The 22738-nt window shown below is 66.2% G+C and carries 19 protein-coding genes; 9 read left to right on the forward strand and 10 right to left on the reverse strand.

Features of this window, described 5'->3' with window-relative positions; translation table 11 throughout:
• Positions 1-27: 27 nt before the first annotated feature.
• A complete protein-coding gene (locus tag RBB46_RS17445) occupies positions 28-813 on the reverse strand; it encodes an ABC transporter permease (RefSeq protein ID WP_306030293.1) in 786 nt (261 codons plus the stop codon).
• Between the two features lie 10 nt (positions 814-823).
• The gene (locus RBB46_RS17450; protein WP_306030294.1) at positions 824-1690 is read right to left on the reverse strand and encodes an ABC transporter permease; all 867 of its coding nucleotides are present in this window, start codon (positions 1688-1690) and stop codon (positions 824-826) included.
• Between the two features lie 145 nt (positions 1691-1835).
• Here RBB46_RS17450 and RBB46_RS17455 point away from each other — a divergent pair, with 145 nt between their 5' ends.
• From RBB46_RS17455 to RBB46_RS17470, 4 genes are all read left to right on the forward strand, one after another.
• Complete coding sequence (locus tag RBB46_RS17455; protein WP_306030295.1) at positions 1836-2843, forward strand: LysR family transcriptional regulator; 1008 nt, start codon at positions 1836-1838, stop codon at positions 2841-2843.
• A gap of 181 nt (positions 2844-3024) precedes the next feature.
• Positions 3025-4149: a saccharopine dehydrogenase NADP-binding domain-containing protein gene (locus tag RBB46_RS17460; RefSeq protein WP_306030296.1), complete on the forward strand. Its 1125-nt coding sequence runs from the start codon at positions 3025-3027 to the stop codon at positions 4147-4149.
• A 159-nt stretch (positions 4150-4308) separates the two neighbouring features.
• Positions 4309-6297: a potassium/proton antiporter gene (locus tag RBB46_RS17465; protein WP_306030297.1), complete on the forward strand. Its 1989-nt coding sequence runs from the start codon at positions 4309-4311 to the stop codon at positions 6295-6297.
• A 122-nt stretch (positions 6298-6419) separates the two neighbouring features.
• Positions 6420-6782, forward strand: a complete 363-nt coding sequence (locus tag RBB46_RS17470) for a hypothetical protein (protein WP_306030298.1) — start codon at positions 6420-6422, stop codon at positions 6780-6782.
• A 38-nt stretch (positions 6783-6820) separates the two neighbouring features.
• On the opposite strand, the gene RBB46_RS17475 is transcribed toward RBB46_RS17470, so the two are convergent.
• From RBB46_RS17475 to RBB46_RS17485, 3 genes are all read right to left on the reverse strand, one after another.
• Complete coding sequence (locus RBB46_RS17475; protein WP_306030299.1) at positions 6821-7825, reverse strand: ChaN family lipoprotein; 1005 nt, start codon at positions 7823-7825, stop codon at positions 6821-6823.
• A gap of 105 nt (positions 7826-7930) precedes the next feature.
• Entirely contained in the window at positions 7931-9124 is a 1194-nt protein-coding gene (locus RBB46_RS17480) for an acetyl-CoA C-acyltransferase family protein (RefSeq protein ID WP_306030300.1), read from the reverse strand.
• A 199-nt stretch (positions 9125-9323) separates the two neighbouring features.
• A complete protein-coding gene (locus RBB46_RS17485) occupies positions 9324-9839 on the reverse strand; it encodes a helix-turn-helix domain-containing protein (protein ID WP_306030301.1) in 516 nt (171 codons plus the stop codon).
• A 94-nt stretch (positions 9840-9933) separates the two neighbouring features.
• On the opposite strand from RBB46_RS17485, the gene RBB46_RS17490 reads away from it, so the two are divergent.
• Positions 9934-10599 carry a dihydrofolate reductase family protein gene (locus tag RBB46_RS17490; protein WP_306030302.1) on the forward strand — a complete coding sequence of 222 codons (666 nt, stop codon included), beginning with the start codon at positions 9934-9936 and terminating at the stop codon, positions 10597-10599.
• Between the two features lie 61 nt (positions 10600-10660).
• Here RBB46_RS17490 and RBB46_RS17495 read toward each other — a convergent pair whose 3' ends face one another.
• Positions 10661-11050, reverse strand: a complete 390-nt coding sequence (locus tag RBB46_RS17495; RefSeq protein ID WP_306030303.1) for a VOC family protein — start codon at positions 11048-11050, stop codon at positions 10661-10663.
• Between the two features lie 172 nt (positions 11051-11222).
• Between RBB46_RS17495 and RBB46_RS17500 the strand changes: the two genes are divergently transcribed.
• Both RBB46_RS17500 and RBB46_RS17505 read left to right on the forward strand, forming a co-directional pair.
• Positions 11223-12158: an AraC family transcriptional regulator gene (locus RBB46_RS17500; RefSeq protein WP_306030304.1), complete on the forward strand. Its 936-nt coding sequence runs from the start codon at positions 11223-11225 to the stop codon at positions 12156-12158.
• A gap of 176 nt (positions 12159-12334) precedes the next feature.
• On the forward strand, positions 12335-12877 hold the full coding sequence (locus RBB46_RS17505) for a carboxymuconolactone decarboxylase family protein (protein WP_306030305.1): 543 nt from the start codon (positions 12335-12337) through the stop codon (positions 12875-12877).
• A gap of 112 nt (positions 12878-12989) precedes the next feature.
• Here the strand turns inward: RBB46_RS17505 and RBB46_RS17510 are convergent, their stop codons facing one another.
• Positions 12990-14489 (reverse strand): CoA-acylating methylmalonate-semialdehyde dehydrogenase, encoded by a 1500-nt coding sequence (locus tag RBB46_RS17510; protein WP_306030306.1) that lies wholly within the window; start codon positions 14487-14489, stop codon positions 12990-12992.
• A gap of 244 nt (positions 14490-14733) precedes the next feature.
• Here RBB46_RS17510 and RBB46_RS17515 point away from each other — a divergent pair, with 244 nt between their 5' ends.
• Positions 14734-15615 carry a LysR family transcriptional regulator gene (locus RBB46_RS17515; protein ID WP_306030307.1) on the forward strand — a complete coding sequence of 294 codons (882 nt, stop codon included), beginning with the start codon at positions 14734-14736 and terminating at the stop codon, positions 15613-15615.
• Positions 15616-15641: 26 nt separating this feature from the next.
• Here RBB46_RS17515 and RBB46_RS17520 read toward each other — a convergent pair whose 3' ends face one another.
• Entirely contained in the window at positions 15642-16769 is a 1128-nt protein-coding gene (locus RBB46_RS17520; RefSeq protein WP_306030308.1) for a Gfo/Idh/MocA family protein, read from the reverse strand.
• Between the two features lie 174 nt (positions 16770-16943).
• On the opposite strand from RBB46_RS17520, the gene iolG reads away from it, so the two are divergent.
• Positions 16944-17942, forward strand: coding sequence for an inositol 2-dehydrogenase (iolG, locus tag RBB46_RS17525; protein ID WP_306030309.1), 999 nt, complete (start codon positions 16944-16946; stop codon positions 17940-17942).
• Positions 17943-18029: 87 nt separating this feature from the next.
• Here the strand turns inward: iolG and ileS are convergent, their stop codons facing one another.
• Positions 18030-21167 (reverse strand): isoleucine--tRNA ligase, encoded by a 3138-nt coding sequence (ileS, locus tag RBB46_RS17530; protein ID WP_306030310.1) that lies wholly within the window; start codon positions 21165-21167, stop codon positions 18030-18032.
• 164 nt (positions 21168-21331) lie between these two features.
• The gene (locus RBB46_RS17535; RefSeq protein WP_306030311.1) at positions 21332-22645 is read right to left on the reverse strand and encodes a nucleotide sugar dehydrogenase; all 1314 of its coding nucleotides are present in this window, start codon (positions 22643-22645) and stop codon (positions 21332-21334) included.
• Positions 22646-22738: the final 93 nt, after the last annotated feature.

The following is a 22738-nucleotide window of genomic DNA, read 5'->3' on the forward strand; positions in this document are numbered from 1 at the left end:
CGGAGCGGCGGGGCGCGCTCCCGTCGGTCAACTTCGTGAGGCGGCCAGTCGGCGCGCGACGCCCATGCCGATGAGCGGCAGGGCCACGGTGACGACGATCATCACCGTGCCCAGGGCGTTGATCTCGGGCGAGATGGAGTGCCGCAGCATGGCGAAGATCTGGGTCGGCACCGTCTCCACCCCGCCCGGTTTCCAGAACATCGTGCCGGTGATGTCGTCGAAGGACATGGTGAAGGCGAAGAGCATGCCGGCGAAGACGGCCGGCAGGAGCAGCGGCAATGTCACCGCGAAGAAGGTCTGCAGCGGGTTCGCCCCCAGACTGCGTGCCGCCTCCTCGTATTCCGGCCGGATCGCGACGAGGCGCGCCTGCACCACCAGAAGCACGAAGGGCAGCGTGAAGATGACATGGCCGAGCAGCAGCACGAGGAAACTGCGCGGCATGTCGAGCCAGCGCAGGAAGAGAAGCAGGGCCACGGCAAGCACCACTTCCGGGATCAGGATCGGCGCGATGAGCAGGGTGGTGATCGTGTTCTTGCCCGGGAAGCGGTAGCGCACCAGCGCCAGCGCGGCGAGGATGCCGAGCACCGTGGAGATGACGGCGGTCAGCGCCGCCAGCAGCAGCGAGACGCGAAAGGCGCGCACGATGGCGTCGTTGTTCCACAATTCGACGAACCAGCGAAAGCTCAGCCCTTCCATCGGGAAGGACCCGAACTGCCGGGAATTGAAGGACAACAGCACCACCACCGCGACGGGCAGGAACATGAAGAGATAGACGGCGACGGTGTAGAGCCTGAGGAAGTTCCATCCGGTCACGGTTGCCTCCTCACCCGAACGATCTGGCGATCTGGCCGAGGCCGACCAGGCGGTTGTAGACCATCACCACGGCGCCCAGAACGACGAGAAGCACGATCGACAGGGCCGAGCCGAGCGGCCAGTTGAGCTGGGTGATGACGGCCTCGAAGACCAGGTTGGCGAACATTGCCTGGCGCGGCCCGCCAAGCACCAGCGGCGTGATGTAGGTGCCGGCAGCGAGCACGAAACACAGCAGCCCGCCGGCCGCGAGCCCCGGCAGGGAGAGCGGCAGCGTCACTTCCCGGAAGGTCTGCAGGCTGGAAGCGCCGAGCGAACGGGAGGCGTCGAGCAGGTTGCGGTCGATCGCATCGAGGCTCACATAGACATTGAGCACCATGAAGGGCAGCAGGAAATGCACCAGCCCGAGGATCACCGTCGCCTCGTTGTAGAGCATCTGAACCGGCTCGGGGACGATGCCGAGGCCGACGAGAACGGTGTTGAGCGCGCCGCTCGAGCCCAGGATGTTGATCCAGGACATGGTGCGGATGATGTAGCTGATCCAGAAGGGCAGGATGAGCAGCAACAACAGCAGCGTCTTGTGGCGTGTCGTCGACATGGCGATGACATAGGCCGGGACATAGCCCAGCAGCGCACAGAAAAGCGTGGTGATGGCAGCGATCCGGAGCGTGCCCAGCAGGATGTCCCGGTAGAAGGGATCGCCGAAGACGAGCTGCCAGTTGTCCAGGTGAAAGCCGGGAAGCTCGGCGCCGGTCGCGGTGCGCAGCCAGAACGAATAGACGATGATGAAAAGCACAGGCACGACCAGCAGGAAGGCGACCGTCGCAAGCGCCGGCGACAGCAAGATCCAGGGACGTGCCGCAGCTCCCGTCTCTCCCATCCTGACCGTTTCCCCTCCCCGCCATCGCTTCCAGCATGCGGACCTGGCATCGCTCGAGCGTTCCGGCATGTCCGGGCTTGAGTTTGACTCGGCCGCAAGGCATTCTTCAAATAGATATTGGTAATCCTAAACATAGATTCAGGGAATGGACGAACCCAGGACGCGCAAACTCGGCGAACCGCCCGCACCGACAGGGGGGATGGTCTGGAACCTCGACTGGAACCTGATCCGGACCTTTCTGGTGATCGTCGAGGAAAAAGGCGTCACGGCCGCCGCCAACCGTCTCGGCCTGAAACAGCCGACGATCTCCAACGCCCTGCGCCGCCTTGAAGACAGGCTCGGCAAGCGGCTGGTCCTGCGCGGACCGGGCAGGTTCGAGGTGACGCCGGCGGGGCTGCTGCTCTTCGACGAGGCGGTGGAGATCTTCGGCAGCATCTCGCGGCTCGGCATCCTGATCCGCGACATGGACGAGGAGGTGTCGGGCCATGTGACGCTGGCGCTGGCAAGCCACGTGGTCTCGCCGGTGCTGGACGAGGTGCTGGCGGGCTTCCACCAGCGCCACCCGAAGGCAACGCTCGGCATCGAGGTGATGACAAGCCGCGACGTCATCCAGGCGGTGCGCCAGCGACAGGCGAGCCTCGGCATCTGCCTGGTTCACCAGAAACATCCGCAACTCGACTACAACCGTCTGTTCCGGGAGTATTTCGGCTTCTTCTGCGGGCCGCGCCACCGCCTGTTCGGCAAACGGAACCTCAACCTTGCCGACCTGCGCGGCGAGACCTCGGTCTCGTTCAAGACCGACCGGCTGACCGACGCGCTGCGCCCGGTGGCGCTCATCCGCGCCGAGGCACGGCTCGACGACCGGGTCGTCGGCGTCTCCTCCAGCCTCGAGGAGGTGCGGCGCATGATCGTCGCGGGCCTCGGCATCGGGCCGTTGCCGATCCACGTGGCGACGCGCGACGTCGAGGCGGGACTGCTGTGGCGACTGCCGCCCTACGAAGCGCCGCCCGCCATCGACATCTATGTGGTCAGCAATCCCCACACGCGCTTCAACCGCGCCGAACAGGGCCTTTTGTCCATGCTCAACCAGCGCATCGCCGAGGTGCCCTTCCCGGAGCGCGACTATCACGGGCCGCCCCCGGAAGCGGGCTGAGCGCGGCGATTCCCCGAGAACCTGCCCGACAAGGCGGGTTCACCTCCCGCCTCCGGCAACTTGCCGATAATACCGGCATATCACCGAAACAAGCCGGAATCCCGACACGATGTGTCCTCTTCAGCGGACGTACCGACGGCTATCCTGTTGCCAGATCCCGCTTTTGTAAGGAGGAACCTTCATGAACACCTGGCCAGTTCTCGTAGTCGGCGCCGGCAAGATCGGGCGCACCATCGCTGCCCTGCTCGCCTCCACAGGCGATTATCACGTCACCATCGCCGACCGGGACGAGACGGCACTGGCCGCCTCGCGCCGGCCGGGCGTTGCCACCGCGCGCGTCGATCTCGCCGACGAGGAGGCGCTGGTCGCGGCGCTCGAGGGCAAGAAGGCGGTGCTTTCCGCCGCGCCCTTCTTCCTGACGGGCACGATCGCGCGCGCGGCAAAGCGTGCCGGCGCGCATTATCTCGACCTGACCGAGGACGTCGCCTCGACCCGCGAGGTCAAGGCGCTGGCGACAGGCGCCAACGTTGCCTTCGCTCCGCAATGCGGCCTGGCCCCCGGCTTCGTCTCCATCGCCGGCAACGATCTCGCCAGCCGTTTCGACACGCTCGACACGCTGACCATGCGGGTCGGCGCCCTGCCCCGCTATCCGACCAACGCCTTGAAATACAATCTCACCTGGTCGACCGACGGGCTCATCAACGAATATTGCAACCCGTGCGAGGCGGTGGTCGACGGCGAGAAGACGCTGCTGCAGCCGCTCGAGGGCTACGAGACCTTCTCGCTCGACGGGATCGACTACGAGGCCTTCAACACGTCCGGCGGGCTCGGTTCGCTGGCAGAGACGCTGTCCGGCAAGGTTCAAAGCCTGCGCTACCTGACAGTGCGCTATCCCGGGCACCGCGACATCATGCGCATGCTGCTGACGGATCTCGGCCTGAAAGACCGGCGCGACCTGATGCGGGACGTGCTGGAGACCGCGGTGCCGATCACGCGGCAGGACGTGGTGCTGGTGTTCATCACCGCCTCGGGCCGACGCGCCGACCAGCGCGAGCAGATGTCCTCGGTCTACCGGGTCACCGCGCAGGAGTTCGCCGGCGAGACCTGGAGCGCCATCCAGATCACCACCTCGGCCGGCATCTGCGCGACGCTCGACATGCTGCGCGAGGGCAAGCTTCCGGCCGCCGGCTTCCTGAAGCAGGAGACCATCCCGTTGCCGCAGTTCCTGGCCAACCGCTTCGGCCGTGTCTATGCCGGCGACGGTACGGCCGGCGCGGCTCGCACTTCGACCCGTGCGGCGGCCTGACCACGCGGCCCATGGCGACAGGGTGAGCGGCCGGCGCACCCTGTCATTTTTCCGTGGAGACCCGGCGCGCCCCGGTTCGGACCCGATTGCCTTATAGTCAGGGGGACAAACACGATTCCCGGATGACGCGGGGCGACTCGTGTCCGGAGGTGCGACCGCATGCTCGAAACGCTGAACCTGGTGATCCTGATCGCCGCCGGCCTCGTCGCCGTGTCGGTGTTCACATCGCTGGTCAGCTTTCGCGTCGGCGCGCCCTTGCTGCTTGTCTTCCTTCTCGTCGGCCTTGCCGCCGGCGAGGACGGCCCCGGCGGCATCGCCTTTTCCGACACGCGCACGGCCTATTTCATCGGCTCCATCGCGCTGGCGATCATCCTTTTCGACAGCGGTTTCCGCACGAGGCTCGCGACCTTCCGGCTCGCCGCCGCCCCGGCGCTGGCGCTGGCAACGCTTGGCGTCGCGATAACGGCCGGAGTGGTGGGCGCCGGCGCGCATTACCTGTTCGGCTGGGCCTGGACCGACGGGCTGCTGCTGGGCGCCATTGTCGGCTCGACCGATGCGGCGGCCGTGTTCTTCCTGCTGCGCGTCGGCGGGGTGAACCTGCGCGAAATGATCTCCGCGACGCTGGAAGTCGAATCCGGCTCGAACGATCCGATGGCGATCTTCCTGACAATGACCCTGCTCGGCATGATCACCGCCGGCACGGTCGAGGCGGATGCGGCCGCAGGGGCCGACCTTGCCCTCGAGCTTGTCCGGCAAATGGGCCTGGGCTTCGTCGCCGGTCTCGCCGGCGGCTATGCCATCGTGCAGATCGTCAACCGGGTCAACCTGGAGCCGGCGCTTTACCCGATCGTCGTGCTGGCGCTGGCGCTGGCGCTTTCGGGGGCAACCTCGCTTGTCGGCGGCAGCGGGTTTCTCGCCGTCTACGTCGCCGGCATCGTCTGTGGAAACGTGCGCATCCGCCAGCAACCGGCGCTGAAGAACTTCCAGGGCGGCATGACCTGGCTCGGGCAGATCGGCATGTTCGTGACGCTCGGACTGCTGGCGACCCCCTCGCAATTCGGCGGTTTCGCGCTTGAGGGGTTTTCCCTCGCCGCCGTGCTGATCTTCCTGGCCCGGCCGCTCGCCGTGTGGCTCTGCCTGCTGCCCTTCGGCTTCACCCGCAGCGAGATCGCCTTCGTCTCCTGGGTGGGCCTGCGCGGCGCGGTCTCGATCCTGCTCGCCATCCTGCCGCTGATATCGGGCCTGCCCAACGCGCAGGAGATCTTCAACGTCACCTTCCTGATCGTGCTCACCTCGCTGGTGCTGCAGGGCTGGACGATCCGTCCGATGGCACAGTGGCTGAAACTGACGGTACCGGCCCGCATGGGCCCCGTGGAGCGGATCGAACTGGAACTGCCCGGCGGGCAGGACCACGAACTGGTCGGCTACACGGTGCATCCGGCAAGCGCGGTTGCCCATGGCGAGCGCATACCCCGCTGGGCCCGGCCGGTGCTGATCCTGCGCGAGGGACATGCCGTGCGCCTGCAAAAGGCCGGCAAGCCGCAACCGGGCGACCGCATGTACATCCTGGCGACGGCGCGGCAGGTGCCGGTGCTCGACGCGCTGTTTGCCGGCGCGACGGAACAGGAGCACGATCCGGCGCTGTTCGGCGATTTCGACCTCGACCCGGACGCAAGGCTTGCCGATCTCGGTGCGATCTACGGGTTCCGCGTCGAAAAGGCCGATGCCGGGCTCACCGTGCGCGCCTTCCTTGCCCGCGAGCTCGGCGACGACATCGAGCCGACCGACCGAGTCGCCTATGGCGATATCGACCTCGTGGTGCGCGACATCGACGAGGATCACGGCATCACCGCCGTGGGGCTGGCGGTGGAGCATGTGGAGCCGGACGAACCGGCGCTGCCCTTCTTCTTCTCGCGCGAGGACTTTTCCCGGGCCGGGCGGCGGATCGTCAACAAGGTACGGCGGCGGCGGGCACGGGCCAAGGTTCTGGCGCGGCGGCGCGCCGCCTATGACAAGCCGGAGCCGAAGCCGGAAGAAGCTGCGGCGGACGGTGGCACAGACGAAGAACCGAAGAGCGAGACGGCCGAACGTCCGGCCGATGCGGAGCCGGACGGCGAGCCCGACATCTATCGCGGCCCCCTCACCTGAAGCATGAGGGTGTAGGCGGAAAGTGCTGGATATCGGCCATTGCCGGCTGACAGGGGCGCAACCGCAAACTACTCTGGATTGCAGGTTCTTTCGAAACCCGACAGCCCGGAGACCTCAAGCCCATGATGCGTTCGCTGCCCCTTCTCGCCGTCGGCCTGACGCTTCTTGCCGGCGCGTGTCGCTCAACCAATGCCTATGACACGTTGCCCGGCGAATTCCTCATCCTCAGCCAGTGTTCGTCCGAAGCCACGAACAACCGATACCTGTTCTCGGTCAAGACGATGAGCGGCACTGTCGATCCGTCCAACCCGGTTCCGTTCGAGGAGTTGATCTTCACAAGGGAAGAGCTGCGCCCGAGCGAAACGCCCGCTGCCGGCGCTGCCACGCCCGAGCAGGAACTGGCCGAGGCGCGGGAGAAGGTGAAGCAATGCTACACAGCCAAACGCGAAAACGGCGACTACCGGAAGCGCCCGAAGGCCTCGTGAGAGGGGCGCGCGCACCGACGGCCTGACGCGGGAAACGCCTATTTGGCGTTTTCGAATCTCTTCTCCAGTTCCGCGCAAGGGTCGGTGCGATCCTTGCGCGCGGTGAACCAGAGATAGTCGTAGGGCGCGGCGGCCTCGCCCGTGCCGCCGGCATAGGTCGCCGGATCGGTCTCGCCCTCGGCCACCTCGACCAGGGCGACCGCAACGACGGAGGCATCCGGCTGCCGCCAGCGGAGATAGCGCGGCACGCCGAAATCCGTGCGGGCATGGCCGGCGCCGGCAATCAGAACGGCGCCGTCCCCGCCCTCTTCCGCGGCCGAGATCATCGCATCGGCAAGCGTTGCGTCGCGCAGCCGCTGGACGGAAACCAGCGGCATCAGTCCGGCGCGCGGCATCATTCCGCAATGCCCCTCGAACAGCGTGTCGAGCAGGCCGGCATCCGCCGCCTCGCCGAGCGGCTCATCGAGTTGCAGCACCGCGCGGCGAGCCTCGCCGAGAATGCCGACACCGCCGCGCGCGACGCTCCGGCGTTCGTCCGTCGGCGTGTCTCCGGCGACGACAGGAAGCGACGCGGCAAGCGCAGTCTCGATGATCGGACGGTAGATCATGTAGTCCGGCCAGCCCAGATCGTCCCAGCCGAGCGCAGCCCCGAAGCCGTCGGCCGTTGCATCCGCCTTGCCCAGATAGGCATCGAGACGGGGCTGCAGGTCACGCGGCAGCATCTCCAGCACCACCGCCGGCGCACGGCCCGCGGCAACGGACGCTTCGATCAGATGCGCCTGCAAGGTGTGATGGCGGGGATTGTCGTGGATCTCGCCGACCAGCGCGAAACGCGCGGCGGCGATTGCCGCCCGGACCCTGTCCGGATCGACGAGAGACCGGTCGGCAACGGACCAGACCCGCTCCTCGAGCGGGTGGCGACCGGCGGCCTCCCCTTCAAGGCTCGTCGCCCCGGAGGCGCGCAGGGACGTGCTGCCGGTCAGGATACCGGCGAGCATGCCGGTGCAAAGGGCTGCCGCGAGAAAGCCTGCGCTGCGAGACATGCGGCATCACTCCATGCTGGCCGAACGCAAAAGGCCGCCCCTTTGCATCCGGCCTTTTATCGGTCGAAACCCGGCGATGACAAGGTCACGACCGAAAGAGCCGCCTCAGACCGCGTTGAGGTTCTCGATCGCAAGGGCGATGCCCTGCCCGCCGCCGATGCACATGGTGACAAGGCCGTAGCGGCCGCCGGTGCGCTCCAGCTCGTAAAGCGCCTTGACGGTGATGATGCAGCCGGTGGCACCCACCGGATGACCCAGAGCGATGGCGCCGCCATTCGGGTTCACCCGGTTGGAGGGAAAACCCAGTTCACGCATCACCGCGCAAGCCTGCGCGGCGAAGGCCTCGTTCGATTCGATCACGTCGAAATCGGCCGCGGTCAGTCCGGTGCGCGCGAACAGCTTCTGCACCGCCGGGATCGGGCCGATGCCCATCACGTCGGGCGCGACGCCGGCATGGGCGTAGCCGACGAGACGGGCCATCGGCTTGAGGCCGCGCGCCTCCGCCAGCGCCCGGTCGGCGAGCACCACCGCGGCCGCACCGTCGTTGATGCCCGAGGAATTGCCGGCGGTGACCGAACCGTCCTTGCGGAAGACCGGCCTGAGGCCGCTCAGCGTCGAGATCGATGTGTCGGCCCGGACATGTTCGTCCGTGTCGAAAACGGTCACGTTGCGTCCGGCCTGCACCTCGACCGGCAGGATCTGCTCGACGAAACGGCCGTCCCTGATGGCGATGCCGGCGCGGTGCTGGCTGTCGACGGCAAGCGAATCCTGCGCCTCGCGGCTGATGTTGTGGCGCTCGGCGACGTTCTCGGCCGTGATGCCCATGTGGCCGCCGCCGAAGGGATCGTTGAGCGCGCCGAGCATCATGTCATGCATCACCGCGTCGCCCATCTTCACGCCGAAGCGGGCGCCAGGGCTGGAAAACGGCGCACGGCTCATGGATTCCGCGCCGCCGGCAAGGGCGTAATCCGCATCGCCAAGCAGGATCGACTGGGCCGCGCTGACAATCGCCTGGGCGCCGGAGCCGCACAGGCGGTTCAGCGTCAGGGCCGGTGTTTCCACCGGAATGCCCGCATCCACCGCGGCGACGCGGGCCAGATACATGTCCCTCGGCTCGGTATTGATGACGTGGCCGAAGACGACATGCCCGACTTCCTGTGCGGCAATCCCGGAGCGGCGCACCGCCTCGGCGGCGACCTTGGCTCCCAGTTCCGTCGGGGGAACGGTCTTGAGCGACCCTCCGAATGCCCCGATGGCGGTACGGACACCCGACAGGAAAACGACTTCGCGCTGCGTCATGAAAACCCCTTTTGGCCATCAAGCTAAATCGAGAGGAAACCGGCCGGCACCGTATTGCGACTTCTTTCAACAGGCAAAGCAAAATTCACCTGCCGCGAATTTCTTCATGCCACGACAATCAACAGAGTGTTGCGCGCATCAGGGTAACGTTAGGACACCTGGTCAAGAACTTGCCACGACCGTGTCGCCCGCGCACGGCTCAGACCTTCGCCTGCCTGTCGCGGAGGTCCTCGTAGGCCGCCGTCAGGCGCGCCAGCACGGCGGACGGATGCGCCCCTCCCGCCCCCGAGACCGGATCCTCGACATGCATCACCCGCAGTTCCTCCATGAAGGCGTCCCACATCGGTTGCCCGCCCTCCTCCAGAAGCCGGGCGCGAATGCTCAACTCCTCGCTGACGGGAAGATGCGCGCAGCCCCAGGCCCCTATCATGGCAAGAACCGGGACCAGGCGGATTGCCGGTTCGGTGAGGCTGTAGATCGCCTTCTGCGCATGGCTTGGATCGTCCTGCCGGCTGACAAGGCCGAGCGCCACCAGCCGCTTCAGCCGGGCGGCCAGGATATTGGAGGCGATCCGCTCCTGGGAGCGGGTCAGCAGGTCGCGAAAATGCCGCCGGTTGCCGAACATCATGTCGCGAATGACCACAAGGCTCCACCTGTCGCCCAGCACTTCCATCGTCAGGTTGATGGGGCATCCGGATCGCCGCTCGATATCCACGTTCTTACCTCTCCTGCAAAACCAGTTGCAACATAAGAGCAGTTATGCCAAACAACAACCAGTTTCATATCGCAACCAGAAACGGGAGATCATCATGACCAAGATCCGCGTATCCTGTATCAGCCTGTCCATGGACGGCTTCGGCGCCGGGCCGGATCAGGACCTCGAAAATCCAGGCGGCGTCGGCGGAATAGCCCTTCACGACTGGGCGTTTGCGACCCGCTCGTTCCGGGAGCGGGTGCTTGGCGAAAATGGCGAGGCAAACGAGGGCGAGACCGGCATCGACAATGACTTCATCGAGAGGAGCCTGACCGGCTTCGGCGCCTGGATCATGGGTCGCAACATGTTCGGTCCGGTTCGGGGCGAGTGGCCGGACGAAAGCTGGAAGGGCTGGTGGGGCGACAATCCCCCTTTCCACAAGGACGTCTTCGTGCTCACCAACCATGCCCGTGCGCCCATCGAAATGGAGGGCGGCACCGTCTTTCATTTCGTCACCGACGGCATCCATGCCGCACTGGAGCGGGCAAGGGCGGCAGCCGGAGGGCGGGACGTGCGCATCGGCGGCGGTGTCGAGACGATCCGCCAGCATCTGCAGGCAGGCCTCGTCGACGAGATGCACCTTGCCGTCAGTCCGGTCGTGATGGGCAAGGGCGAGAACCTGCTTGCCGGCATCGACCTGGCCGCCTGCGGCCTCACCCGGGTCGAGCGGACGGTCTCACCAAGGGTGACGCATTACGTCCTGTCGCGCGATCACGCCTAAGACAGCGTGGCATTGCTCCGGACCGTGAATGTCCGGAGCAATGCCTTTCGTGCAAATGAGGTCAGGCGGAAAAGCCCTTGTGAATGACCTCCAGCTTGTTGCCGAAGGGATCGCGGACATAGCCGGTGTAGACGTCGGGAATGGGATAGGCCGCGCGCGGGCCCGGCGCCCCCTCGTCCGTGCCGCCGGCGGCAAGCGCCGCCTTCCAGCCGGCATCCACCGCCTCGCGGTTCGGCGCGGCGAGTGCCACATGGGTGCCGTTGCCGCCGGTGGGCGTACCGCCGTCGAACGGCTTCAGCAGCAGGAATTCCACCCTCTCGGTGCCGTAGGCGGCAAACCCCTCGCCATCGGCGAGGCAGCGGGCGCCGACGGCAGACATCAGCGGATCGTAGAAGCGCCGGCCGGCGGCGATATCCGGCACGCCAACGCTGAGATGATCGATGACAGGCATTGCAATCTCCTTCCTGGTCGGCATCGACGGCGGAAGCGGAACGACCGCTCCGCGCCGATGCCGACGCCAGAAAGACACGCGTCGGCCGGATCGTGAATTTCAGATCGTACGTCAGATATGCCCAATCGTCCGGATTGCTGGACGAACGAGCACGGCTTGCTAGTATGCATCCATGCTCGACCTTCTCAGCGACATCCTCACCCGCCTCTCCCTCAAGGGGACGCTTTATTTCCGCACCAGCTTCACCCCGCCCTGGGGTGTGCAGGTTCCGCAACTCGACAGCGTATGCCGCTTCCACTTCGCCCATCGCGGCGACTGCATGCTGCGCATCCAGGCGACCGGTGAGACGTTCATGGTGGCACAGGGCGACCTGGTGATCATCCCGCATGGCGCCGCCCATATCCTCTACTGCCAGCACACCGGTCCCGATGAGAGCCTGCCTCTGGACGAGGTTTTCGAAAAATCCGGCTATCGCGGCGAAGGCGTGCTCGTCTATGGCGGCGACGACGACACGCGCAGCACCCAGATGATCTGCGGCCATTTCTCGTTCGCGGAAGGATCGCGACACCTGATCTTCGACCGGCTGCCGTCCTGCATACACATCAAGGACTATGGCGCGGAAGCGGGCGCCTGGATGGAGGCGACGCTGCGGGTGATCGGCGGCGAGGCCGGCGTGACACGGCTCGGCGGCGACCTGATCGCGCTGAAAATGTCGGAAGCGATCTTCGCCCAGGCGATCCGCACCTGGCTGGAGCGGCAGGACGGCGAAGGCAACGGCCTCGCCGGCTTCGCCGACCCGCAACTCTCCCGCTCACTGACGGCCTTTCACGGCGATCCGGCCGGCAGCTGGAGCGTGGAAAGCCTGGCGCGCATCGCCGGCCTGTCGCGCACCAGCTTCGCCCAGCATTTCGCCCGCAAGATGGGGGTGACGCCGATGCAATACGTGACGGACTGGCGGATGCAGATCGCACGCCAGGGGCTGGCCGAACGCAAGCTGAACGTTTCCGAGGCCGCCGCCCTTGCCGGCTATGCCTCGGATTCCGCATTTTCGCGCGTGTTCAAGAAGGAAGTCGGCATCTCCCCGGCGAGCTTTCGCGCCGGGCGCTGAACCGGCCAGTTCACACAGATTTCTCAGATCATCCGCTTTTCGTGATCAAAATCGAACGATCTGCAAGATTATGCGGCGTATCTGAAATAGATGAAACGCGGATCCATTCCTATGTTTCCTTCACCGGCATCACGAGGATGCCCGGTTCCCACACGAACCACCGAAGGAGACAGAACATGGCTCGCATTGCGCATCTCACCGATTCCGAGGCCTCAGGCCAGACCGCCGACCTGTTCGGCGCGATCAGGTCCAAGCTCGGCATGGTCCCGAACCTCTACCGGACGGCCGGCAAGCGCCCGGCAGTGCTGGAGGCGATGCTCGGCCTCGGCGAGACGCTCGGCAAGGGAAGCTTCGACACAAAGACCCGCGAGGCGATTGCGCTGGCGGTCGCCGGCGCCAATTCCTGCGACTATTGCGCCTCGGCCCACAGCGCCATCTCGCGCAGCCTGAAGGTGGACGATGCTGCGATCGACGCACATCTGGCCGGTCGTGCCGAGGACCCGCGGCTCGCGGCCATCCTGCGCCTGTCGCTTGCCATCGTCGAGACGCGCGGCCTCGTATCGGATGCCGACATCGAGCAGGCACGTCGCGCCGGACTGGACGACGGCGACATCATCGAGACGACGGCGAACGTCGTTGCCAACATCCTGACCAACTACCTGAACCACATTGCCGGAACGGAGATCGACTTCCCTGCCCGGCGCGCCCGCGCCGCCTGACCCGACCGGCGGCCGGTCCCGACAGCAAAAAGCCCGCCCCGGATCTTCCGGGGCGGGCTTTCGTTTTCAGTCACGGAGAACCAGGCCCAAGGCCGAGATTCTCTGCCGCATCCTACTTCATGGTCGGAATGACGAACTCGGCGCCGTCCTTGAGGCCCGACGGCCAGCGCGAGGTGACCGTCTTGGTCCGCGTGTAGAAGCGGAACGCGTCCGGGCCGTGCTGGTTGAGATCGCCGAAGCCGGACTTCTTCCAGCCGCCGAACGTGTGGTAGGCGAGCGGCACCGGGATCGGCACGTTGATGCCGACCATGCCGATGTTGATCCGGCTGGCGAAGTCGCGGGCCGTATCGCCGTCGCGGGTGAAGATCGCGGTGCCGTTGCCGTATTCGTGGCTCATCGGCAGGTCGAGCGCCTCGTCATAGTCCTTGGCGCGCACCACCGAGAGGACCGGGCCGAAAATCTCTTCCTTGTAGATCGACATGTCCTTGGTGACATTGTCGAACAGGCAGCCGCCCATGAAGTAGCCGTTCTCGTAGCCCTGCATGGTGAAGTCGCGGCCGTCGACGGCAAGCGTCGCGCCGTCCTTGACGCCCTGCTCGACGAGGCCGAGGACGCGGTCGCGGGCCTGGGCGGTGACGAGCGGACCGAAGTCAACGTCGTTGCCGGCCGTGTAAGGCCCGATCTTCAGGCTCTCGACGCGCGGGATCAGGCGCTCCATCAGCGCGTTGGCGGCAGCCTCGCCCACCGGAACGGCAACCGAGATCGCCATGCAGCGCTCGCCGGCCGCGCCGTAACCGGCGCCGATCAGCGCATCGGCGGCCTGGTCCATGTCGGCATCCGGCATGATGATCATGTGGTTCTTGGCGCCGCCGAAGCACTGCGCGCGCTTGCCGTTGGCGGTGGCACGCGAATAGACATAGGCCGCGATGGAGGTGGAGCCGACGAAGCCGACCGCCATGATGTCCGGATCGTCCAGAACGCCGTCGACGGCCTCCTTGTCGCCATTGACGACATTGAGGATGCCGGCAGGCAGTCCGGCCTCGATCATCAGCTCGGCCAGCATCATCGGCACGGACGGATCGCGCTCGGACGGCTTCAGGATGAAGGCGTTGCCGGCGGCGATGGCCGGGCAGAACTTCCACATCGGGATCATCGCCGGGAAGTTGAACGGCGTGATGCCGGCAACGACGCCGAGCGGCTGGCGCATCGAGTACATGTCGATGCCCGGGCCGGCGCCTTCGGTGAACTCGCCCTTCAGAAGGTGCGGCGCGCCGATGCAGAATTCGGCGACCTCGAGGCCGCGAATGACGTCGCCCTTGGCGTCCGGGATGGTCTTGCCGTGCTCGCGCGACAGCGCCTCGGCGAGCTTGTCCATGTCACGATGCAGGAGGTCGACGAACTTCATCAGCACGCGGGCGCGCTTCTGCGGGTTCTGGGCGGCCCATGCGGGCTGGGCGGCGGCGGCGTTCTCGACGGCTGCGCGCAGTTCGGCCTGCGAGGCGAGCGCCACCTTGGCCTGAACTTCGCCCGTCGCCGGATTGTAGACGTCGGCGAAGCGGCCGGACGTGCCGTCCACATGCTTGCCGCCAATGAAATGTCCGATGGTCTTCATGGTCGTTCTCTCCCTTGATCGGCCGGTGGAACCGGCCTTCGGGTTGCGCTTCGACGGCCGCTCCGGGACGGACATGAGGTCCGCGCCCGTCGGCGCCTGCCTTGACGCAAGCCTGCAATTCGAGTGCGGCTCTTTATTGCCTTCGTTTTTTGTCAGGTGCAATAGATGCAAACCCGCATCCGTTGTGCGAAAATAGAAGTCACAAAGATCAGGCCCGACGAAGCGAACCTAAGGCAGGCCGCCGATGAACTGGGACGATACACGGATTTTCCTCGCAGTGGCGCGTTCCGGGCAGCTGCTTTCGGCGGCCCGGGCGCTTGGCGTCAACCACGCCACCGTCGCGCGGCGGCTGTCGGCGCTGGAGACCGACCTCGGCGTCAAGCTGGTCGACCGGCGCACGACCGGTTCGACGCTGACGGCCGCCGGCGAGCGCCTGCTGGGGACGGCGGAGCGGATCGAGGCGGAGGTGCTGGCGGCACGGGCGGAGATCGGCGGCGCGGACGTCGCCGTTTCCGGCACGGTGCGCATCGGCGCGCCGGACGGGTTCGGCGTCGCCTATCTGGCACCGCGCCTGGGCGTGCTGACCGAGCGGCATCCCTCCCTGACGCTGCAGCTCGTGCCGGCGCCGCGCGCGGTCTCCCTGTCTCGGCGCGAGGCAGACATTGCCATCACGGTGGAGCGGCCCGACCATGGCCGGCTGGTGGCTCGCAAGCTGGTCGACTATCGCCTTGGCCTGTACGCCTCGCGGACCTACCTGGCCCGCGCCGGCATGCCCGAGAGCGCACAGGAGCTGAAGGACCACGCCACCGTCGGTTATGTGGAAGACCTCGTCTATTCCACCGCGCTTGCCTATGCGGAGGAAATCGACCGCGCGTTCAGGCCGCGTTTCGAGATCGCCTCGGCGCTGGGGCAGACCGAGGCCGTGCGATCGGGCGCCGGCATCGGCATCCTGCACGCCTTCATCGCCCGACAGGACCGCAACCTGGTGCAGGTGCTGCCCGAGCACACGATCGCGCGCAGCTACTGGCTGGTGCTGCACGAGAGCGTGCGCGATCTCGGCCGGGTCCGGGTCGTCGCCGACTTCATCTCCGAAACGGTGGCCGGGGAACGGGCGATCTTCGCCTGACCGCCTCGCCCGCCGCCCCGCAAGGCTCACTCGACCGCGACCCAGCCGCCGGTCTCGTGGGAGCGCGCCGCGGCATGGACAGTGCGCTCGATCTCCAGCCCCTGCTCGAAGGTGACGGCGATGGCCGGCTCGCCGGCGACGAGGCGCAGCAGTTCGCGGCACTCGATCACCTTGAGATCGTTGAAACCGAGACCGTGGCCGGGGGCGGGAATGAAGCGGTCATAGGGCGGATGGGCGGGCCCTGCGAGGATGCGGGTATGGCCCTGGCGTCCCGCCGGGCCTTCGGCGCGGTAGAGCTCGACCTCGTTCATGCGCTCCTGGTCATAGAGAATGGAGCCTTTCGAGCCGAAGACCTGCAGCGCGATACGGCCCTTGCGCCCCCAGGCGGAGCGGTTGACCAGCAGGCTCGCCTGCACGTCGCCCGGGAACCGCAGCAGGATGTTGGCCATGTCGTGGGTCTCGACGGCGCGGCGTCCCCCGTCCGCCAGCGGGCGGTCGGGATAGGGCTTCGCCATGTCGCAGAAGACCCGCTCCGCCTTGCCGAACAGCCGGTGGACCAGCGACAGCGGATGGACGGCGAAGTCATCGAGCGCGCCATAGCCCGAGGACGAGGCGCTCTTCCAGGAGAAGGGATCGGCGGGATCGGCCATGAAATCCTCGTCCATCTCGGCGCGCAGCTGGAACGGTTCGCCAATGGCCCCGTCCGCGATCATCCTGCCGATCTCGCGGAAGACCGGGTTCTGGATGTAGTTGTAGCCGAGGATCGCAATCCGGCCGCTCTTGCGCGCCGCCTCGCGCATGGCCTGCGCATCCTCGAAGGCCGGCGCCATCGGCTTTTCGCACCATACGTGCTTTCCGGCCCGAAGCGCCGCGATCGCCATTTCCGGATGGAACTGGTTGGGCGTGGTGATCGAGACCACATCCACCGCCGGATCCTCGACCAAGGCCCGCCAGTCGGCCGTGGCGCGGGCGAAGCCGAAGGCAGAGGCGCGCTCACGCGCAAGGTCCTCGTTGACCTCGCACAGGAGTTCAAGACGCGGCCGCGCGACATCGCCAAAGACGGAGCGCACCGCGTTCCAGGCAAGCGCGTGGCACTTGCCCATGTAGCCGGTGCCGATAAGACCCACGCCGAGGGCGTTTGAAGCGGTGCTCATGTCGCATGTCCTTGATCGCGCGGCTGCGGAAACCTCCCCGAACACGGGAGCACGCAGCGGTGTATAATTGCCCAGGGCAACTCCTGTGCTGCCAGGTTCGGCCTTGCACAAATGAAACGCAAATTCTATGATTGCGTCAATATGGAATAAACATTCTCAAAAAGGAACCCGACCTTGCTTTCAGTCACTGTGATCGGCGCGGGACGGATCGGACAGATCCACGCCGCCAACCTCGCCGCGCGGGCGGCGGAAACCGGAGACGTGCGCCTGGCCGGCATCTGCGATGCCATGCCGGAGGCGGCCGAGCAGCTGGCCGGACGGCTCGGTGCGCCGGTGATCACGCTGGACGAGGCGTTGGAGGGCCGCAGTTCCAACGCCGTCCTGATCGCTTCGCCGACGGACACGCATTCGGACTTCATCGAGCGCGCGGCCCGTGCCGGCAAGGCGGTGTTCTGCGAAAAGCCGGTCGACATGTCCGCCGACCGCATCGAAGGCGTTCTGGAGGTCGTCGAGACGGCCCGCGTGCCGCTTTTCATCGGCTTCAACCGCCGCTTCGACCCGAATTTCGCCTCGCTGAGGGCGCGCATCAACGAAGGGCGCATCGGCGATGTCGAGCTCGTCACCATCCTGTCGCGCGACCCCTCGCCTCCGCCGATTTCCTATATCGAGCGCTCGGGCGGCCTCTTCCGTGACATGATGATCCACGATTTCGACATGGCGCGCTTCCTGCTCGGCGAGGAGCCGGTGGAAGTGCACGCGGTCGGGTCCAGCCTCGTCAATCCGGAAATCGGCAAGGCCGGCGATGTCGACACGGCCGCCGTCATGCTGAAGACGGCAAGCGGCAAGATCTGCCAGATCTCCAACTCGCGCCGCGCCACCTATGGCTACGACCAGCGGATCGAGGTGCATGGCTCGCTCGGCCTCTTGCGCGCCGGCAACCAGCACGAAACGACTGTGGAGCTGGCGACGGGCGCGGGCTTCACCGCCGATCCGGTGCAGAACTTCTTCCTGGAACGCTACGCCCGCGCCTATCGCCTTCAGCTCGATGCCTTCGTCGCCTGCGCGCGCGGAGAAGCGCCCCCCTCGCCCGACGGTTTCGACGGGCTGAAGGCGCAGCGCCTTGCCGATGCGGCGACGCTGGCGGCTCAAAGCGGCCAGCCGATCCGGCTCTGAAGTTCCGTTGTTTTCCGACGACAAAGGGCGGTGGGCCTTCCGGTCCACCGCCCTTTTGCATTCCGGCAGTGCCGTGCGCCCCGGGGATCACCCCTCGATGCGCACCACCTCGATGGAGACCTCGGCGCCGCCGACCTCGTGGGTGGCGCGAATGCCCCCCTCCAGCGCGCCGCCGATGGTCAGCTCGAGCGCCAGCGTGTCCTGTGCGATGCGGGCGCGATGCTCCTCGACCGCCTGGACGAGGGCCTCGGGCAGCACCAGGTTGAGGCGGATGCGGTCGGTGACCTGCAGCCCGCCCTCCTTGCGCGTCTGCTGGATGAGACGGACGATGTCGCGGGCGTGGCCTTCGCGCTCCAGCTCCGGATAGACGCGCGTGTCCACGACGACGACGCCGCGGCTGGCATCGAAAAGACCCGTGTCCGAGCCTTCCGGCGCCATCACACGCATCGTGTAGTCGTCGGCCGACAGCTCGACGCCGGCCAGTTCGACAATGCCGTCGGGGCGCAGCGTCCAGTTGCCGGTCTTGGAGGCGATCATCACCTCCTTCATCTTCTGACCCAACCGCTTGCCGATCTGCGGCTTGACGACAAGGCTGTGCTCGCCGACCGAGAGCGGGTCGGCCTCCAGCACCAGATCCTTGACGTTGACCTCGTCGGCGATCAGCTGGGCGTAGGGGCGCAGGTCCTCGATGTCGACATGGGCGACGGTCAGCGTCTTCAGCGGCAGGCGGGCGCGCAGCCGCTTGGTCTCGCGCAGCGACATGACCGAGGCGCAGACGTCGCGGATGAGATCCATGCGGCGGACGAGATCGGGATCGTGCGGCAGCTTCGCCGCTTCCGGCCAGTCGGCCAGATGCACGGACAGCTCGCCCGTCAGCCCCTTGTAGATGCGCTCGGCGACGAAGGGCATCATCGGCGCCAGGGTGCGCATCAGGTGCGTCAGCACCGTGTAGAGCGTGTCCAGCGCGTCGCGCTTGTCGTCGTCGAGATCCTCGCCCCAGAACCGGGCGCGCGAGCGGCGGATGTACCAGTTGTTGAGCGCGTCGATATAGCCCGGCACATGGCTGTAGGCCGAGGGGATGTCATAGGCATCGAGCGAGCCCTCGACCTTCTCGATCAGCTCGCGCGTCTTGGCCAGGATGTAGCGGTCGAGCAGGTTCTCCTGATCGAAACGCAGGCGCGCCTTGTACTGGTCCGCATTGGCGTAGAGCGTGAAGAAGTAGTACGCGCTCCAGATCGGGATGATCGCCTGGCGCAGGGCCTGGGCGATGCCGCGACCGTCCTTGGCAACCGCAAGGTCGCCGCCGACCAGCAGCGGCGAGGACAGCATGTACCAGCGCAGCGCGTCCGCCCCGTAGGTGTCGAAGACACCGACGGGATCGGGATAGTTCATCAGCCGCTTGGACAGCTTCTGCTTGTTCTCGTCGAGCACCACGCCGTGGCAGACCGCGTTGCGGAACGGCGCGCGGTCGAAGATCGCGGTCGAAAGCACCATCAGCGTGTAGAACCAGCCGCGCGTCTGGGCGACATATTCGACGATGAAGTCGGCCGGGAAGTTCCGCTCGAAATGCTCCTTGTTCTCGAACGGATAGTGCTGCTGGGCGAAAGGCATCGAGCCTGAATCGAACCACACGTCGAGCACTTCCGGCACGCGGCGCATCATCGACTTGCCGGTCGGGTCGTCCGGATTGGGGCGCACCAGTTCGTCGATCATCGGGCGGTGCAGATTGTCGACCGTGACGCCGAAATCGCGCTCCAGCTCCTCGATGGACCCGTAGACGTCGGTGCGCGGATAGTTCGGATCGTCGCTGATCCAGACCGGAATCGGGCAGCCCCAGAAGCGGTTGCGCGAGATGTTCCAGTCGCGGGCGTTCTCCAGCCACTTGCCGAACTGGCCGTCGCGCACATGCGAGGGGATCCAGTCGATCTCACGGTTGAGCTCGACCATCCGGTCCTTGAACTGCGACACGGCCACGTACCAGGCGTCGATCGCCTTGTAGATCAGCGGCGTGTCGGTGCGCCAGCAATGCGGATAGTCATGCAAATAGGTCTCGTGGCGATAGACGGTATCACCGCGCGCCTTGAGGTCGCGGATGATGTCCTTGTTGGCCTCGATGACGTTCTGGCCGGCATAGTCGGCGACTTCGGCAGTGAAGTTGCCAGCCTCGTCGACCGGAACGACCAGGGGAATGCCGCGATCGCGGGCAAGCTCGAAGTCGTCCTCGCCGAAGCCCGGCGCGATATGCACGCAGCCGGTGCCGTCGCCAGCCTCGACGAAGTCGGCGGCAAGCACGGCAAAGGCGTTCTCTGTCCTGGCGAAGTAGGGGAAAAGCGGCTCATAGGCGGTGCCGGCCAGCGCCGAACCCTTGAGGGCGTCGACCTTCGTCCACTCGCCGAACTCGCGCTCGTAGCGCTCCAGCGCGGCTTCCGCCAGCACGACGCGCACGCCGTCCTTTTCCAGCACGGCGTAGTCGAGATCGGGCGAGACGGCAAGCGCAAGGTTGGACGGCAGCGTCCAGGGCGTCGTCGTCCAGGCCAGCAGCCGCGTCGGCACGGAGGCGAAGCGTTCGCCCTTCAGCAGGAAGCCGACGGTGAGCGCCGGGTCCTGGCGCTCGCGATAGGAATTGTCGAGCCGCGTCTCGAAGTTGGAGAGCGGCGTCTGCACCGCCCAGGAATAGGGCACGACCCGGTAGCCGCGATAGACCAGATCCTTGTTCCAGAGCTGCTTGAAGCCCCAGATCACGCTCTCCATGAAGGAGAGGTTCATGGTCTTGTAGTCGTTCTCGAAATCGACCCAGCGGCCCTGTCGCTCGACATAGTAGCGCCACTCGTTGGTGAAGCGCATGACCGAGACCGAGCAATGCTCGTTGAACTTGCCGATGCCGTATTCGAGGATCTCGTTGCGCCCCGAAATGCCAAGTTCCTTTTCCGAGGTCAGCTCCGCCGGCAGGCCGTGGCAGTCCCAGCCGAACCGGCGCACGACGCAGTCGCCGCGCATGGTGCGGTAGCGCGGGATCAGGTCCTTGACGAAGCCGGTGGCCAGGTGCCCGTAATGCGGCAACCCGTTGGCGAAGGGAGGGCCGTCATAGAAGACATATTCGCCCGAACCGTCCTCCTTGCGCCGGTTCTCCACCGAAGCCTCGAAAATCCGGTTCTCTTCCCAGAACTTGAGGATGTCTTCCTCGAGCTTGGGGAAATTGGGATTAGGATCGATGGCTTCGTACATCACGAATGTCCCGTTGTTCTTGTCCGCCCGGTTCGGGCAAGGAATGCGACCGCGTCCGGTCGAACGGTGGGTTAGCCGACCGGCGGGCAAAATACAATCGCCGGCACGCAAGAGCCGCGCCCAAGGCACCTTGCGCGAGCCGCTCACCCGGAGCGCCTTTGCCCTCAGGCGCGGGTCACCTTGGGGTCGCTCGCCGGATAGCGGCCGCGCGTGTCGACGATCAGCGGCGCGACACGGGCGATCATCTCGTAGTCGAACGCGTCATGGTCGGTGGCGATGATCACCGCGTCCTGGGCCGCGACCGTCGCCTCGTCGGCGAGGACGCTTTCAAGCCGCGTGCCTCCGTCCAGCGTCAGCGCGGGCACGAAGGGATCGGCATAGGAAAGCACCCCTCCCCGTTTGGCGATGCCGTCCATCACCATCAGGCTCGGCGACTCGCGAATGTCGTCGATGTTCTTCTTGAAGGCGGCACCGAGCACCAGCACGCGAGAGCCGTTCAGCGCCTTGCGATGTCCGTTCAGCGCGTCCATCAGCTTCTCGACGATGAAGTCCGGCATGTAGCGGTTGATCTCGCCGGCAAGCTCGATGAAACGGGTGTGGAGCCCGTATTCGCGGGCCTTCCAGGTGAGGTAGAACGGGTCGACCGGAATGCAGTGACCGCCGACGCCCGGCCCCGGATAGAAGGCGGTGAAGCCGAAAGGCTTGGTGGCGGCGGCGCGGATCACGTCGAAAATGTCGATGCCCATGCGGTCGGCCAGCGTCTTCATCTCGTTGACGAGGCCGATATTGACCGCCCGGTGGATGTTCTCCAGCAGCTTGGTCATCTCCGCGACCCGGGTCGAGGCGACCGGAACGAGCGTGTCGACGGCACCGCCATAGAGGGCCTGCGCCGCCGCGAGGCAGTTCTGCGTCACGCCGCTCACCACCTTGGGGATCTGGCGGATGCCGAAGCTGGCATTGCCGGGATCCTCACGCTCGGGCGAATAGACGACGAAGATGTCCTTGCCGACGACGAGATCGTCACGCGCCATCTCGGGCAGCATGTCGTCCTCGGTGGTGCCGGGATAGGTGGTCGATTCCAGCGCCACGACCTGGCCGGGGCGCAGATGCGGGCGAATGCGCCGCGCCGCGTCGAGGATGTAGCCGATATCGGGGTCATGAAAACGGCCGAGCGGCGTCGGCACGCAGATGATCAGCGCGTCGCACTCGGCCGAACGGCTAAAATCGTCCGTCGCCTCGAAGGCGCTGGCGAAACGCACCTCCTCGCGGGTCTTGCCGACATAACGGCGGAAGCCGCGATCGGCATTCAGCTCGGCGATCTTGGCCGTATCGACATCGAAACCGATGACCGCATGGCCCAGCTCGGAAAAGCGCAGGGCAAGCGGAAGGCCGACATAGCCGAGACCGATGACGCCGATCACGGCGGTACGGTCGTCAAGGCGCTGGCGCAGGTCGGTGAGTGCCTGGGGTGCGGTCATTTCGGCTGCCATCGGTGAAAGGTCAGGGTCGGAACCAGCCGTGTCGCACAGGCAGGGCGCGGCGGCAAGAGCCATGCCAACCGGCGGGGAAGC

Origin of the sequence: Stappia sp. MMSF_3263 (assembly GCF_030733745.1) — a bacterium.
Lineage (GTDB): Bacteria > Pseudomonadota > Alphaproteobacteria > Rhizobiales > Stappiaceae > Stappia.

Excerpts from the sequence above, each read along its gene's own strand:
- RBB46_RS17495 (WP_306030303.1), bottom strand. The coding sequence starts at position 11,050 with ATGCCTGTCATCGATCATCTCAGCGTTGGCGTGCCGGATATCGCCGCC.
- RBB46_RS17460 (WP_306030296.1), top strand. The coding sequence starts at position 3,025 with ATGAACACCTGGCCAGTTCTCGTAGTCGGCGCCGGCAAGATCGGGCGC.
- RBB46_RS17475 (WP_306030299.1), bottom strand. The coding sequence starts at position 7,825 with ATGTCTCGCAGCGCAGGCTTTCTCGCGGCAGCCCTTTGCACCGGCATG.
- RBB46_RS17470 (WP_306030298.1), top strand. The coding sequence starts at position 6,420 with ATGATGCGTTCGCTGCCCCTTCTCGCCGTCGGCCTGACGCTTCTTGCC.
- RBB46_RS17455 (WP_306030295.1), top strand. The coding sequence starts at position 1,836 with ATGGACGAACCCAGGACGCGCAAACTCGGCGAACCGCCCGCACCGACA.
- RBB46_RS17500 (WP_306030304.1), top strand. The coding sequence starts at position 11,223 with ATGCTCGACCTTCTCAGCGACATCCTCACCCGCCTCTCCCTCAAGGGG.
- RBB46_RS17490 (WP_306030302.1), top strand. The coding sequence starts at position 9,934 with ATGACCAAGATCCGCGTATCCTGTATCAGCCTGTCCATGGACGGCTTC.
- RBB46_RS17465 (WP_306030297.1), top strand. The coding sequence starts at position 4,309 with ATGCTCGAAACGCTGAACCTGGTGATCCTGATCGCCGCCGGCCTCGTC.
- RBB46_RS17515 (WP_306030307.1), top strand. The coding sequence starts at position 14,734 with ATGAACTGGGACGATACACGGATTTTCCTCGCAGTGGCGCGTTCCGGG.
- ileS (WP_306030310.1), bottom strand. The coding sequence starts at position 21,167 with ATGTACGAAGCCATCGATCCTAATCCCAATTTCCCCAAGCTCGAGGAA.
- RBB46_RS17510 (WP_306030306.1), bottom strand. The coding sequence starts at position 14,489 with ATGAAGACCATCGGACATTTCATTGGCGGCAAGCATGTGGACGGCACG.
- RBB46_RS17480 (WP_306030300.1), bottom strand. The coding sequence starts at position 9,124 with ATGACGCAGCGCGAAGTCGTTTTCCTGTCGGGTGTCCGTACCGCCATC.
- RBB46_RS17520 (WP_306030308.1), bottom strand. The coding sequence starts at position 16,769 with ATGAGCACCGCTTCAAACGCCCTCGGCGTGGGTCTTATCGGCACCGGC.
- RBB46_RS17505 (WP_306030305.1), top strand. The coding sequence starts at position 12,335 with ATGGCTCGCATTGCGCATCTCACCGATTCCGAGGCCTCAGGCCAGACC.
- RBB46_RS17450 (WP_306030294.1), bottom strand. The coding sequence starts at position 1,690 with ATGGGAGAGACGGGAGCTGCGGCACGTCCCTGGATCTTGCTGTCGCCG.
- RBB46_RS17535 (WP_306030311.1), bottom strand. The coding sequence starts at position 22,645 with ATGACCGCACCCCAGGCACTCACCGACCTGCGCCAGCGCCTTGACGAC.